Raw genomic sequence first — 12,536 nt, 5'->3', positions numbered from 1 at the left:
AGTGGGCCCACTGGCCTTTCCACTTGATATTTTGACGATTATGGACACTCGCGTTCCGGAAATTAAAACAGTTGAGGCCCCCGAGGGCGTAGAAGGTGCTGGTTTCTTCGCCACCTCGCTGGAGAAAGTGGTCGGCATTGCCCGCGCCAACTCGCTTTGGCCCCTGCCTTTTGCTACCTCGTGCTGCGGCATCGAGTTCATGGCTACCATGGGCTCGCACTACGACATCTCCCGCTTCGGCTCGGAGCGGCCTAGCTTCTCGCCCCGCCAGGCCGATTTGCTGATGGTAATGGGTACCATTGCCAAGAAGATGGCCCCCATCGTGAAGCAAGTGTATGAGCAGATGGCCGAGCCCCGCTGGGTGCTGGCCATGGGTGCCTGCGCCTCGTCGGGCGGCATTTTCGACTCGTACTCGGTGCTGCAAGGCATTGACCGTATCATCCCGGTCGACGTGTACGTGCCCGGCTGCCCGCCCCGCCCCGAGCAAGTGCTCGACGGTCTGATGCGCGTGCAGGACTTGGCCAAAAACGAATCCCTGCGTCGCCGCAACTCGCCCGAGTACCAGGCCTTGCTGACGTCGTACAACATTAAATAAGCTGTTAGCTCTTGTTCAGCTGTTTCTCTTAAAACAGCTGAACAAGAGCTAACAGCTACCCGCTAACCGCTTAGAAATGACGCCCCAAGACTCCGCCGCCACGCCCGAAGCCGCCGTCGCCGAAGATCCCATCAAGGTGCAGAACGCTCGCTTACTGGCGCGCTTGCACACCCTGTTTGGCGAAGACGCTTTCACGGACGTGTCGGAGCCCTACGGTTTGCTCACGGCCACCACCACGCGGGAGCGCATCCACGGCATCATCGCCGGCTTGCAGCAGGACGAGGAAATTGCCCTGCACTTTCTCACCACCATGTGCGGCATCAACTACCCCGAGAATGTGGGCCAGGAGTTGGGCATGATTTACCACTTGCACAGCTTCACGCAAAACATCCGCCTGCGGCTTAAGATTTTCTTTCCGGTGGCCGACCCAGTGGTACCCACGCTGAGTGACATATACCTGACAGCCAATTGGATGGAGCGCGAAGCTTACGACTTTTATGGCGTCATCTTCACTGGCCACCCCAACCTGATGCGCATCCTGAACGTGGAGGACATGGACTATTTCCCCATGCGCAAGGAGTACCCGCTCGAAGATGGCACCCGCGAAGACAAAACCGACCTGTTTTTCGGCCGCTAGGCCCCTGATTTTTACGTCATGGCAGTAAACGACACGCTGGAAGGCACCCACCACATCATCGAAGAAGCACGGGAGCAACAAGACAAGATCTTGCTGCCCCTGCACAACGACTTCAACCAGGAGTTGACGACCCTCAACCTGGGGCCCACGCACCCGGCCACGCACGGCATTTTCCAGAACATCCTGCAAATGGATGGCGAGCGGATTGTGTCGGGCGTGCCCACCATCGGCTACATCCACCGCGCGTTCGAGAAAATCGCCGAGCGCCGCCCGTTCTATCAGATTACGACCCTGACCGACCGGATGAACTACTGCTCCAGCCCCATCAACAACCTGGGCTGGCACATGACGGTGGAAAAGATGCTGGGCGTCACCGTGCCCAAGCGCGCCCAATACATGCGCGTAATTATGATGGAGTTGGCGCGCATTTCCGACCATCTCATCTGCAACTCCATCCTGGGCGTGGATACGGGGGCCTTCACCGGCTTTCTGTACGTGTTTCAGGAGCGTGAGAAGATTTACGAGATTTACGAAGAGGTGTGCGGGGCCCGCCTCACCACCAACATGGGCCGCGTGGGCGGCATGGAACGCGACTTCACGCCGGTGGCCATCGAGAAGCTGCGAGCCTGGCTGAAGTCCTTCCCGACCGTGATGAAGGAGTTTGAATCCATGTTCAACCGCAACCGCATCTTCATGGACCGGGTGGTGAACGTGGGGCCCATCTCGGCTGAAAAGGCGCTGAGCTACGGCTTCACGGGGCCCAACCTGCGGGCCGCGGGCGTCGACTACGACGTGCGGGTAATGAATCCGTATTCGTCGTACGAGGACTTCGAGTTCGACGTTCCGGTGGGCACCAACGGCGACACCTACGACCGCTTCATGGTGCGCAACGAGGAGATTTGGCAAAGCCTGCGCATCATCAACCAGGCGCTTGATAAGTTGCCTGAGGGCCCCTACCACGCTGATGCGCCGCATTACTACCTGCCCCCCAAGCAGGAGGTGTACAAGAACATGGAGGCCCTGATTTACCACTTCAAAATCGTGATGGGCGAAATCGACGCCCCCGTGGGTGAGGTGTACCACTCAGTAGAAGGCGGCAATGGCGAGTTGGGCTTTTACTTGGTGTCGGACGGTGGGCGCACGCCCTACCGGCTGCACTTTCGCCGCCCGTGCTTCATTTACTACCAGGCTTATCCGGAGATGGCCGTGGGCACCACGCTCTCCGATGCCATCGTAATTCTGTCGTCGATGAACGTGATTGCCGGCGAGCTGGACGCTTAATTTCTGATTGATTTTGATTGATATGGCCCCCACTACTGCCCCATCGAAGCTGCAATTCTCGCCCGCCGGGCAGACGGAAATTAAGCGCCTGCTCACCCACTACCCTGCCGACCGCAGCAAATCAGTACTGCTGCCGGTTTTGCACATCGCGCAGGCCGAGTTTGGCGGCTGGGTTAGCCCCGAGGTGCAGGACTTGGTGGCCGAAACACTGGGCATCAGCCCCATTGAGGTGTACGAAGTTGCTACCTTCTATACCATGTATAACCTCAAGCCCGTGGGCAAGCACGTGCTGGAAATCTGTCGCACGGGGCCCTGCATGCTGCGCGGTTCTGACGAATTGACGGCTAATCTGGAGCGTATTACCGGTGCCAAAGTGGGCGAGACTTCGCCCGATGGCAATTTCACGTTGAAGGAAGTGGAATGCCTGGCCGCCTGTGGCTTTGCCCCCGTGGTGCAAGTGCGCGAGCAGTACTATGAAAGCCTCGACACTACCGAGGCGGTAGATGCCATGCTCAACGACCTGCGTGCCCAGATTCACCGGCCCATTCTGCCGTGGGAAATGTTGGGCGAGGTGCACTCGCAGCAAAATAAGTAACATCATGGCCGATCAAAACCAGGATTTGCCGCTTGTCGTGTCAGAAATTTTAATTGAGATGCACGATATGAAAGCTTCCATAAACAGGCTCGCTGAAATTATGCTGCGTCAGCAGCAGGAAACCAATAAGCGGTTCGAGTTGCTAATGGAGGAAAATCGACGCAATACCGAGATGATGATCGGTGCCTTTCGCGAAGAGGGGTTGCAAAGCCGCCAGCAGTTTGCTGCATTTGACAAACGTTTGGAGCGCATCGAACAAAAATTAGCCTAACAACCATGGGACGCAAGCTCTTAACCGAACATGTTAACGTCGAAGGCATCGAAACCTTCGAGGTGTACCGCAAACACGGCGGCTACCGCGCCGTGGAAAAGGCCCTGAAAACCATGACCCCTGACGAGGTGGTGGACGAGGTGAAGAAATCGGGCCTGCGCGGCCGCGGCGGCGCCGGCTTCCCCACGGGCCTGAAGTGGAGCTTTTTAGCCAAGCCCGAGGGCGTGCCGCGCTACCTCGTCTGCAATGCCGACGAATCGGAGCCCGGGACGTTCAAGGACCGCTACCTGATGTCAAAGCTGCCGCACCTGCTCATCGAGGGCATGATTGCGGGCAGCTACGCCCTGGGGGCCCGGACGAGCTACATCTACATCCGCGGCGAGCTATTGTACGTGCTGCGCATCTTGGAGAAGGCCATTGCCGAGGCGTACGCGGCGGGTTTCCTAGGCGAAAATATCCTGGGCTCGGGCTATTCGCTGGATTTGCACGTGCATCCGGGCGCCGGGGCCTACATCTGCGGCGAAGAAACCGCGCTGCTGGAATCGTTGGAAGGCAAGCGCGGCAACCCGCGCAACAAGCCGCCGTTCCCGGCCGTGCAGGGTCTGTACGCCCGCCCCACGGTAGTAAACAACGTGGAAAGCATTGCCTCGGTGGTTCCCATCCTCAACGAAGGCGGCGACGAATATGCGAAGTTGGGCGTGGGCAAAAGCACGGGCACCAAGCTGTTCTCGGCCTGCGGCCACCTCAACAAGCCCGGCATCTACGAACTGGAACTAGGCGTGCCGGTAGAGGAATTTATTTACTCCGACGAGTACTGCGGCGGCATTTGGAAGGGCCGCGAGCTGAAGGCCGTGGTGGCAGGCGGCTCGTCGGTGCCTATTTTACCCAAAGAGTTAATCCTGAAAACTGCGGCCGGCGAAAACCGCCTGATGACTTACGAGTCGCTCAGCGACGGTGGCTTCGTGACGGGCACCATGCTGGGCTCGGGCGGCTTCATTGCGATGGACGAAACCACGTGTATCGTAAAGAACACCTGGAATTTCTCACGCTTTTATCACCACGAAAGTTGCGGCCAATGCTCGCCCTGCCGCGAAGGCACCGGCTGGATGGAAAAAGTGCTGCACCGCTTGGAGCACGGCCACGGCTCGATGCACGACATCGACCTGGTGGTGAGCGTGGCCAAGCAGATTGAGGGCAACACCATCTGCCCGCTGGGCGAAGCCGCGGCGTGGCCCGTGGCCGCCGCCGTTCGCCACTTCCGCGACGAGTTCGAGTGGCACGTGAAGCACCCGCACGAGGCTACCCAGCCGGGGGCCGTGTACCGGGGCGCGGGTGTGCTGGCCTAAAGCAAAACCGCCGGGCGGGCCGCAACGCCGCCCAGCAGCTACTGTTTCAACCTGATATCCAATGGCTAAAATTACGTTCGACGGCATTGAAGTGGAAGTGCCCGATGGCACCACCATCCTCAACGCGGCCCGCAAAATTGGGGGTGGTGTAGTGCCGCCCGCCATGTGCTACTACACCCCGCTGAAGGGCAGCGGCGGCAAGTGCCGCGCCTGCCTGGTGCGCGTAGCCGCTGGCTCGGCCAAAGACCCGCGCCCCATGCCCAAGCTGGTGGCCTCGTGCATTACGCCGGTACAGGATGGCATGGTGGTGGAAAACACGACCAGCCAGCAAGTGCTCGACGTGCGCAAGGGCATCGTGGAGATGTTGCTCATCAACCACCCGCTCGATTGCCCGGTGTGCGACCAGGCCGGTGAGTGCGACTTGCAGAACTTTGCCTTCGAGCACGGCGTGAGCACTACGCGCTACGAAGAGGAGCGCCGCACGTTCGAGAAAATCGACATAGGGCCCTACGTGCAGCTGCACATGACGCGCTGCATCCTGTGCTACCGCTGCGTGTACACCGCCGACCAACTCACCGACGGCCGCGTGCACGGCGTATTGGGCCGGGGCGATGCGTCGGAAATCGGCACCTACATCGACAAGGTTATTGACAACGATTTCAGCGGCAACGTCATCGACGTATGCCCCGTGGGGGCCCTAACTGACAAGACGTTCCGCTTTAAGCAGCGCGTGTGGTTCACGAAGCCCATGAACGCGCACCGCGAATGCAGCCACGAGAAGTGCAACGGCCACGTCACGCTCTGGTACAAGGGCAAGGACGTGATGCGCGTCACGGCCCGCAAGGACGAGTACGGCGAAGTGAAGGAGTGGATTTGCAACGAGTGCCGCTTCGATAAAAAGGAAACGGCCGACTGGATACTAGAGGGCCCCGCGCACATCGACCGCTCATCGGTTATCTCGCAAGGCCACTACGAATTGCCCGTGGTGAACCCGCAAATTATCGCCGATTTGCCCGAAAGCACCATCCGCGACCTTCAGCAAAACCCACCGCTTAAATTAGGCGGGTTAAATGGCTAAATGGCTTGATAGCTAAATTGTTAAGCGCAACAATCATCAACAATTTAATTATTAAACCAATAAATAATTAAAGACATGACTTTTGAAACCCTGGGCTGGCAAGGCCTTGTCATTCTGGTCATCTTCGGCCTCTCGCTGCTGATTGCCACCTATTGCACCTACGCCGAGCGCGTGATTGCCGCCTTCATGCAAGACCGGGTGGGCCCCGACCGTGCGGGGCCCTACGGCCTGGCCCAGCCCTTGGCCGACGCCGTGAAAATGTTCACGAAGGAAGAATTCTTCCCGGGCGGGGCTAGCAAAGCCCTGTTCACCTTTGGGCCCTGCTTGGCCATGACCACGGCCCTGATGTCGTCGGCCGTAATTCCGTTCGGCAACGCGGTGCAATTTGGCAGCACGGTGGTGCATTTGCAGGGCATCGAAATCAACGTGGGCATGCTTTACGTTTTCGGCATCGTGTCGCTGGGCGTATACGGCGTCATGATTGGCGGCTGGGCTTCGAACAACAAGTTTTCGCTGCTGGGGGCCATCCGCGCCGCCTCGCAAAATATCAGTTACGAGTTGGCTATGGGCCTGGCGCTCATCGCCGTGCTGATGATTTCGGGCACACTGTCGCTGCGCGAAATCACCCTCCAGCAAGCTTCGGACGCACCCTTCGTATGGCGCGACATCTTTAACTGGAACATCATGAAGCAGCCGCTGGGCTTCATCATTTTCCTGGTTTGCGCCTTTGCTGAAACCAACCGCACACCCTTCGACCTGCCCGAGTGCGAAACCGAGCTAGTGGGCGGTTACCACACCGAGTACAGCTCGATGAAGCTGGGCCTGTACCTGTTTTCGGAGTACATTAACATCTTCGTGGTATCGGCCGTGATGAGCGTGTTGTACTTCGGCGGGTTTAACTTCCCGTTCCAGTACGAATTCCGCGACTGGCTCGCCTCGTCGCGCGGGCTGGAATTAATCACGGCCCAGAACATTATTACCGTGCTGGGCGCGGTGGGGCTGTTTGCCAAAATATTCGCCTTCATCTTCTTCTTCATGTGGGTGCGGTGGACGTTGCCGCGCTTCCGCTACGACCAGTTGATGCGCCTGGGCTGGACGATTCTCATCCCCCTCGCCATCTTCAACATCCTGCTCACGGGCGGCCTGATTACGACCGGCATCATCAAGTAGGGCCCCGTAATTCTCGTTTCTTTCTTCGACCTATGCAATCCCTCAGCAACCGCGCTAAAATTTTGGAAAAGAAGCCGATGACGCTCGCCGAGCGGGCTTACCTGCCGGCTATTTTCCAGGGCCTGAGCATCACGCTGCGCCACTTCTTCACCAAGAAGGCCACCATTCGCTACCCGGAGGAAACGCGGCCTTTCTCGCCCGTGTTCCGGGGCCTGCACGTGCTGAAGCGCGACGAGCAGGGCCGCGAGCGGTGCACGGCTTGCGGCCTGTGCGCCGTGGCCTGCCCCGCCGAAGCCATTACGATGGTGGCCGGCGAGCGCAAAAAGGGCGAGCAGAACCTCTACCGCGAGGAGAAATACGCCGTCAGCTACGAAATAAACATGCTGCGCTGCATCTTCTGCGGCCTTTGTGAAGAGGCTTGCCCAAAAGCAGCCGTGTACCTTCAGGCCGATAAAATGGCGCCGCCACGTTTTGAGCGCGACGAGTTCATCTACGGGAAAGACCGGCTGGTGGAGCCCGTGTCGCCAGACACCCGTTCGAAGCGCGGCATTCAGCTCACGGCCGAGCAGGCCGATAAACTGCGCACCCAACTGGCCTAGGGCCCGCTTTTCTTCTCTTACGCCAAGCGGCAGCTTCGCCCTCCTGTATGTCCCTCTTTCTCTTCCTTACGTTTGTGGCCCTGCTGAGTGCGCTGGGCGTGGTGCTGGCCAAAAACCCGGTGCACAGCGTGTTGTTCCTCATCCTCACGTTCTTCACGCTCTCGGGTCATTACTTGCTGCTGAACGCGCAGTTCCTGGCCGCGGTGAACATCATCGTGTACGCTGGGGCTATCATGGTACTGTTCCTGTTCGTCATCATGTTCTTGAACTTAAACGACGCCACGGAGCCCCAGAAACCGTTGCTAGCCAAAGTAGCCGCCACTATTGCCGGCGGCATGCTGCTGCTGATACTAGTAGCCGCCATGCGCAACGTGGAGCCCGCCGGCTACGACCCCGCTACCTTCAATTCGCAAGTTGGCATGGTAGATAAGTTGGGTATCGTATTATTTCAGCAGTACCAATTACCTTTTGAGCTGGCTTCCATCCTATTGCTGGCCGCAATGGTAGGCTCGGTAATGCTGGGCAAGCGCGAAACGGGCGAGCGGAACTTCTAGCTCATCAGCCTTTAACGCAAAAACGCCGCGTCCTCAGGACGCGGCGTTTTTGCGTTAAAGATGCAGCTATTCAATTCCTGACCAGCGCGGCTGGGGCCCTACTTATGATTATTGGAATGAGATTGATTCGCTTTCGCAACGGTGACAACGCTGATTTTTACCAACCGGGAAGTAATGGCCCGCTGCTTGTGAATCGGAGACGCGGCAAGCTCCAAGTGCATGAGCGAGGTGCTCAGCATAACCCAAAAAATGATGGCGGCAAAAATAGAGAATTTGGGCACGGTCGGTATGCGTTTTAGTGGAGAACTACCCATACTTACTGTGGATGATTTCCAAAGGATTTTTAGGCGCATGTCGTTTCGCTAACAACCTGGTGAACCTCCTACTTCACCAAGTCAATGACCTAAAAAAGGCGACGACTGAAGCATCAGTCGCCGCCCTACTTTTTTTAAGTATTACATCTGTTTAGGTGAATACTTATCCAAGTATTGCTGTAGCGCACGCCTATCCACATCCAACTCGCGCATTGATATCCTTGCTATTTCTGTTTTTCGCTCCGGATAAGTTCTATTTATAATAATCAGGTATGTTGCAACCGAGCGGTATCCCATTTCGGTTTTAATAATTGGCAAAGCTCTTCCCCAAGATAAAAAACCAGTTTCAGCAGCCCACATCCCACTACTTCCAATTTTTAATTGGGGCCCCTGATCAAGTCCTCGCTTAGTTGCCTGCCGTATCATGAAAAAACCTAGCAATGGAATAAACGAAGCGGCCCACGATTTGAGCCAGTAAGCAAGGGCAGTTCCACCAAATAAAAGCATCAATCCCGATACAATATCAAATAGAATCACACTTTGGGAAAACCCTATTTCGAGGACAAAGTTGATTTGCTTCTTCCCAAATTTGGGCTTCTTCATCTGTTCACTTTGCCACCATGTCCGTTTTAATGCTCAGCTCCTTCAACTGGGCCCCGGAGATGGGCGAGGGCGAATCAATCATCACGTCGCGGCCGGAGTTGTTTTTGGGGAAGGCGATGAAGTCGCGGATGGAGTCGGCGCCGCCGAAGAGCGAGCAGAGGCGGTCGAAGCCGAAAGCGATGCCGCCGTGGGGCGGGGCCCCGTACTCGAAGGCATCGAGCAGGAAGCCGAACTGGGCCTGGGCCTCTTCGGGCGAGAAGCCAAGCAGGCCGAACATGCGGGCCTGCACGGCCCGGTCGTGGATGCGGATGGAGCCGCCGCCCACTTCCACGCCGTTGATGACTAGGTCGTAGGCATTAGCGCGAGCTTGGCCGATGGTGGCGGGGTTATCGAGCAGGGCCAAGTCTTCGGGCTTAGGCGAAGTAAAGGGGTGGTGCATAGCGAAGTAGCGGCCCTCCTCTTCGAGGAATTCGAGCAGCGGGAAATCGACCACCCACAGCGGCGAGAACGTGTCTTTGGCGCGCAGGCCCAGGCGGTGGCCTATTTCGAGGCGCAGCTCGCTCAGGGCTTTGCGGGTTTTGGCGTCGGGGCCCGCCAGTAGCAACAGCAGGTCGCCGGGGTTGGCATTGAAGGCGGCGCTCCACTTGCGCAGCTCGTCCTGCGAATAAAACTTGTCGACCGACGATTTCACCTGGCCGTCGGCTTCCACGCGGGCGTAGATCAGGCCGGTGGCCCCGATCTGCGGGCGCTTCACGAAGTCGGTCAGTTCGTCGAGCTGCTTGCGGGTGTAGGCGGCGCAGGTGATGGCGTTGATGCCCAGCACCACCTCGGCGCTGTCAAACACCGGGAAGCCCTGGCCTTTTACCGTATCGGTCAGGTCCACAAACTTCATTTCGAAGCGCGTGTCGGGCTTGTCGTTGCCGTAGTCGCGCATGGCGTCGGCGTAGGTCATGCGGGGCACGGTGGGGAAATCTAGGTTCTTGATTTCCTTGAACAGGTAGCGCACCAAGCCCTCGAAGGTGTTCAGGATGTCTTCCTGGGTCACGAAGGCCATTTCACAGTCAATCTGCGTGAACTCGGGCTGGCGGTCGGCGCGCAGGTCCTCGTCGCGGAAGCACTTCACAATCTGAAAGTAGCGGTCGAAGCCCGACACCATCAGCAGCTGCTTGAACGTCTGGGGCGACTGCGGCAGGGCGTAGAACTCGCCGGGGTTCATGCGCGAGGGCACCACGAAATCGCGGGCCCCTTCGGGCGTGCTTTTGATGAGCACCGGGGTTTCCACTTCGATAAAATCCTGGCCATCGAGGTAGCGGCGCACGGCCTGGGCCATGCGGTGGCGCAGCATCAGGTTGTTGCGCACGGGGTTGCGGCGCAAGTCGAGGTAGCGGTACTTCATCCGCAGGTCGTCGCCGCCGTCGGTGTCGTCCTCGATGAGGAAGGGCGGCAGCTTGGCGGGGTTGAGCACGTCGAGTTTTTCGACCCGGATTTCAATATCACCGGTGGGCAGCTTATCGTTTTTAGAGTGGCGCTCGGCTACGCGGCCGGTGACCGATACCACGAATTCGCGGCCCAGGTGGCGGGCCTGGTCGCGCACGGCGTCGGTTTCCACGCCTTCTTCCAGGGCCAGCTGGGTGAGGCCGTACCGGTCGCGCAGGTCCACCCAGGCAATGCCGCCCTTGTCGCGGGTGCGCTGCACCCAGCCGCAGAGCGTGACGATTTGGCCAATGTGTTCGGCGCGCAGTTCGCCGCAGGTGTGGGTTCGTAGCATCTTGGTTTAATATCAGTTGACAGTTGTCAGTTATCAGTTTGGGGGCCCCGGACCGAATTTCTCACAACCAAACGCGCTGGCACGCAGCGGGGCAAAGTTAGGGCCTAACCCGGTGGGGTAAAATGCGCAACATTGCTTTCGGCCGGGGCCCTACTTTGGCACGTTAGGTGCAAAGAGCCGCGGTATCTGCGTTCTTTTGTTCTTTCAACTTCTCGCTCCCATGAAATTTCTCTCCGTTTTCGCCCTCGCCGGGGCCCTGCTGGCGGCTGGTGCGGCCCAAGCCCAAATCAAAGTCAAGACCAAAGCCAAGGACGACGCCGTGGTGATAAAAACCAAGGGCACGCCCGGCACCGTGACGCTTGACGGCCCCGTGAAGCGCGTGGAAACGCTCTCGGGCATCGATATTTTTCCCAAGCCCAACTCGCCGAGCATCATGCTCAGCTTCACCCAGCAGTTCACCAAGCCGGGCGTACTCACGATGACGGACTACAAAAACCGCGTCATTTACACCACCCCGCTCGACCCCGCCAACAACACCGGGGCCCCCGTTGAGCTGGGCAAAATCCCGGCCGGCACGTACTTAGTTGAGGCCAAAACCGGCAACTACGTGTACTGGAAGAAGGTGCGCGTGAAATACCCCACGGTGCGCCAATAGTTTTCGGCGGCTTATTTTCTGTTCATGAGAATATTTTCGTTGCTATTGCTCGTGCTGGGCCTGGCCAGTTTTGCGCCGGGCCCCAAGCTCGTTACCGCCAAGCTGCCCGGCCTAACGGTGGGCGTGCCCGAGGGCTTCGCGCCCCTGCCCGACGACGGCATTGCCGCCAAGTACCCGGCCGCCCGCAAGCCGCTGGCCGTGTACAGCAGCCCCAACGGCCGCGTCAACTTCAGCGTGGCCGTGCGGCCCACCGATTTCCAGACGCCCGACTACAACGTGCTGCTCCAGATTTATAAGTCTAGCATCCAGCGCCTGTATTCGAAAGTGGAGTTTAGTAAGCAGGAAGTGCGCCAGGTGCACGGCCACGACTTTGTGTCGTTCGAGTTCGTGACGACGGTGGTGGACGCGCGGCGCGGCGACCAGTTGGCGCCCATCCGCAAGTACCAGGCCGTGCAGTACGCAGTGGTGAAGGATCAGATGTACGTCTTCACCTTCGACGCGCCAGCCGCCGAGCAGGCCCAGTGGCAGCCCGTGGCCCAGGCCGTAATGGGGGCCATTGTGCTGAAGTAGGGCCCCGGGGCCGGCTCCGCGCAACTTTTTTATCCCGCAAAACTTTGCGCGCCATGACCGACGACTACTTCATGGCCCAGGCCCTGCAAGAAGCCCGCGCGGCGCTGGCGGCCGGCGAGATTCCCATCGGGGCGGTGGTGGTGCTGGAAAATAAAATCATCGGCCGGGGCCACAACCAAACCGAGCAGTTGCGCGACGTGACGGCCCACGCCGAGATGCTGGCCCTGACAGCCGCCGCCAACCACTTGGGCAACAAATACCTGGCCGACTGCACCCTCTACGTGACTGTGGAGCCCTGCGTGATGTGCGCCGGCGCCAGCGCCTGGGCCCAGCTGCGGGCCGTGGTGTACGGGGCCGAAGAACTGAAAACCGGGTTCCGGCGGCACGGGCCCCTACTGCACCCGCGCACCGAGTTGCGCGGCGGCGTGCGGGCCCCCGAGTGCGCCGCGTTAATGCAGTCGTTTTTCCGCGCTAAGCGTAGATAACTCTACCTTTGGCCA

Annotated in this window: 16 protein-coding genes; 13 read left to right on the top strand and 3 right to left on the bottom strand. The window is 58.8% G+C overall.

The features are described from left to right. The first annotated feature begins 40 nt into the window (after window positions 1-40). From AXW84_RS03035 to AXW84_RS02990, 10 genes are all read left to right on the top strand, one after another. Window positions 41-595, top strand: a complete 555-nt coding sequence (locus AXW84_RS03035) for an NADH-quinone oxidoreductase subunit B (RefSeq protein WP_068228506.1) — start codon at window positions 41-43, stop codon at window positions 593-595. 76 nt (window positions 596-671) lie between these two features. Further along, window positions 672-1,232: an NADH-quinone oxidoreductase subunit C gene (locus tag AXW84_RS03030; protein WP_082773666.1), complete on the top strand. Its 561-nt coding sequence runs from the start codon at window positions 672-674 to the stop codon at window positions 1,230-1,232. An 18-nt stretch (window positions 1,233-1,250) separates the two neighbouring features. Next, the gene (locus tag AXW84_RS03025; RefSeq protein WP_082773665.1) at window positions 1,251-2,513 is read left to right on the top strand and encodes an NADH-quinone oxidoreductase subunit D; all 1,263 of its coding nucleotides are present in this window, start codon (window positions 1,251-1,253) and stop codon (window positions 2,511-2,513) included. Between the two features lie 22 nt (window positions 2,514-2,535). Then, on the top strand, window positions 2,536-3,108 hold the full coding sequence (locus AXW84_RS03020) for an NADH-quinone oxidoreductase subunit NuoE family protein (RefSeq protein ID WP_068238858.1): 573 nt from the start codon (window positions 2,536-2,538) through the stop codon (window positions 3,106-3,108). A 4-nt stretch (window positions 3,109-3,112) separates the two neighbouring features. After that, window positions 3,113-3,379, top strand: a complete 267-nt coding sequence (locus AXW84_RS03015) for a hypothetical protein (protein WP_068228504.1) — start codon at window positions 3,113-3,115, stop codon at window positions 3,377-3,379. A gap of 5 nt (window positions 3,380-3,384) precedes the next feature. Continuing rightward, the gene (nuoF, locus tag AXW84_RS03010) at window positions 3,385-4,725 is read left to right on the top strand and encodes an NADH-quinone oxidoreductase subunit NuoF (RefSeq protein WP_068228502.1); all 1,341 of its coding nucleotides are present in this window, start codon (window positions 3,385-3,387) and stop codon (window positions 4,723-4,725) included. A gap of 61 nt (window positions 4,726-4,786) precedes the next feature. Continuing rightward, complete coding sequence (locus AXW84_RS03005; RefSeq protein ID WP_068228500.1) at window positions 4,787-5,803, top strand: 2Fe-2S iron-sulfur cluster-binding protein; 1,017 nt, start codon at window positions 4,787-4,789, stop codon at window positions 5,801-5,803. A gap of 75 nt (window positions 5,804-5,878) precedes the next feature. After that, a complete protein-coding gene (gene nuoH / locus AXW84_RS03000; RefSeq protein ID WP_068228497.1) occupies window positions 5,879-6,973 on the top strand; it encodes an NADH-quinone oxidoreductase subunit NuoH in 1,095 nt (364 codons plus the stop codon). Between the two features lie 32 nt (window positions 6,974-7,005). Then, entirely contained in the window at window positions 7,006-7,572 is a 567-nt protein-coding gene (locus AXW84_RS02995) for a NuoI/complex I 23 kDa subunit family protein (RefSeq protein ID WP_068228495.1), read from the top strand. 47 nt (window positions 7,573-7,619) lie between these two features. After that, window positions 7,620-8,126, top strand: coding sequence for an NADH-quinone oxidoreductase subunit J family protein (locus tag AXW84_RS02990; RefSeq protein ID WP_068228493.1), 507 nt, complete (start codon window positions 7,620-7,622; stop codon window positions 8,124-8,126). A gap of 98 nt (window positions 8,127-8,224) precedes the next feature. Here AXW84_RS02990 and AXW84_RS24405 read toward each other — a convergent pair whose 3' ends face one another. The 3 genes from AXW84_RS24405 to aspS form a co-directional block, all read right to left on the bottom strand. After that, entirely contained in the window at window positions 8,225-8,407 is a 183-nt protein-coding gene (locus AXW84_RS24405; RefSeq protein WP_157886778.1) for a hypothetical protein, read from the bottom strand. Window positions 8,408-8,581: 174 nt separating this feature from the next. Beyond that, window positions 8,582-9,043 (bottom strand): hypothetical protein, encoded by a 462-nt coding sequence (locus tag AXW84_RS24400; protein ID WP_157886777.1) that lies wholly within the window; start codon window positions 9,041-9,043, stop codon window positions 8,582-8,584. 4 nt (window positions 9,044-9,047) lie between these two features. Continuing rightward, window positions 9,048-10,811, bottom strand: a complete 1,764-nt coding sequence (gene aspS / locus AXW84_RS02985; RefSeq protein WP_068228489.1) for an aspartate--tRNA ligase — start codon at window positions 10,809-10,811, stop codon at window positions 9,048-9,050. A gap of 220 nt (window positions 10,812-11,031) precedes the next feature. Here aspS and AXW84_RS02980 point away from each other — a divergent pair, with 220 nt between their 5' ends. From AXW84_RS02980 to AXW84_RS02970, 3 genes are read left to right on the top strand one after another with little or no spacing between them, the layout of a single operon-like run. Next, entirely contained in the window at window positions 11,032-11,466 is a 435-nt protein-coding gene (locus tag AXW84_RS02980) for a hypothetical protein (RefSeq protein ID WP_068228486.1), read from the top strand. 24 nt (window positions 11,467-11,490) lie between these two features. After that, on the top strand, window positions 11,491-12,036 hold the full coding sequence (locus AXW84_RS02975) for a hypothetical protein (protein ID WP_157886776.1): 546 nt from the start codon (window positions 11,491-11,493) through the stop codon (window positions 12,034-12,036). Between the two features lie 53 nt (window positions 12,037-12,089). Further along, window positions 12,090-12,521, top strand: coding sequence for a nucleoside deaminase (locus AXW84_RS02970; RefSeq protein ID WP_068228480.1), 432 nt, complete (start codon window positions 12,090-12,092; stop codon window positions 12,519-12,521). The last annotated feature ends 15 nt before the right edge of the window (window positions 12,522-12,536 follow it).

It is taken from the genome of Hymenobacter sp. PAMC 26628, from assembly GCF_001562275.1.
Lineage (GTDB): Bacteria > Bacteroidota > Bacteroidia > Cytophagales > Hymenobacteraceae > Hymenobacter.
Note: the sequence above shows the minus strand (reverse complement) of the source record. Positions and strands in the feature narration are given on the sequence as shown.

Bases quoted from the DNA above. Each gene is read 5' to 3' on its own strand.
- AXW84_RS03035 (WP_068228506.1), top strand. From the start codon at position 41: ATGGACACTCGCGTTCCGGAAATTAAAACAGTTGAGGCCCCCGAGGGC.
- AXW84_RS03030 (WP_082773666.1), top strand. From the start codon at position 672: ATGACGCCCCAAGACTCCGCCGCCACGCCCGAAGCCGCCGTCGCCGAA.
- AXW84_RS03025 (WP_082773665.1), top strand. From the start codon at position 1,251: ATGGCAGTAAACGACACGCTGGAAGGCACCCACCACATCATCGAAGAA.
- AXW84_RS03020 (WP_068238858.1), top strand. From the start codon at position 2,536: ATGGCCCCCACTACTGCCCCATCGAAGCTGCAATTCTCGCCCGCCGGG.
- AXW84_RS03015 (WP_068228504.1), top strand. From the start codon at position 3,113: ATGGCCGATCAAAACCAGGATTTGCCGCTTGTCGTGTCAGAAATTTTA.
- nuoF (WP_068228502.1), top strand. From the start codon at position 3,385: ATGGGACGCAAGCTCTTAACCGAACATGTTAACGTCGAAGGCATCGAA.
- AXW84_RS03005 (WP_068228500.1), top strand. From the start codon at position 4,787: ATGGCTAAAATTACGTTCGACGGCATTGAAGTGGAAGTGCCCGATGGC.
- nuoH (WP_068228497.1), top strand. From the start codon at position 5,879: ATGACTTTTGAAACCCTGGGCTGGCAAGGCCTTGTCATTCTGGTCATC.
- AXW84_RS02995 (WP_068228495.1), top strand. From the start codon at position 7,006: ATGCAATCCCTCAGCAACCGCGCTAAAATTTTGGAAAAGAAGCCGATG.
- AXW84_RS02990 (WP_068228493.1), top strand. From the start codon at position 7,620: ATGTCCCTCTTTCTCTTCCTTACGTTTGTGGCCCTGCTGAGTGCGCTG.
- AXW84_RS24400 (WP_157886777.1), bottom strand. From the start codon at position 9,043: ATGAAGAAGCCCAAATTTGGGAAGAAGCAAATCAACTTTGTCCTCGAA.
- aspS (WP_068228489.1), bottom strand. From the start codon at position 10,811: ATGCTACGAACCCACACCTGCGGCGAACTGCGCGCCGAACACATTGGC.
- AXW84_RS02980 (WP_068228486.1), top strand. From the start codon at position 11,032: ATGAAATTTCTCTCCGTTTTCGCCCTCGCCGGGGCCCTGCTGGCGGCT.
- AXW84_RS02975 (WP_157886776.1), top strand. From the start codon at position 11,491: ATGAGAATATTTTCGTTGCTATTGCTCGTGCTGGGCCTGGCCAGTTTT.
- AXW84_RS02970 (WP_068228480.1), top strand. From the start codon at position 12,090: ATGACCGACGACTACTTCATGGCCCAGGCCCTGCAAGAAGCCCGCGCG.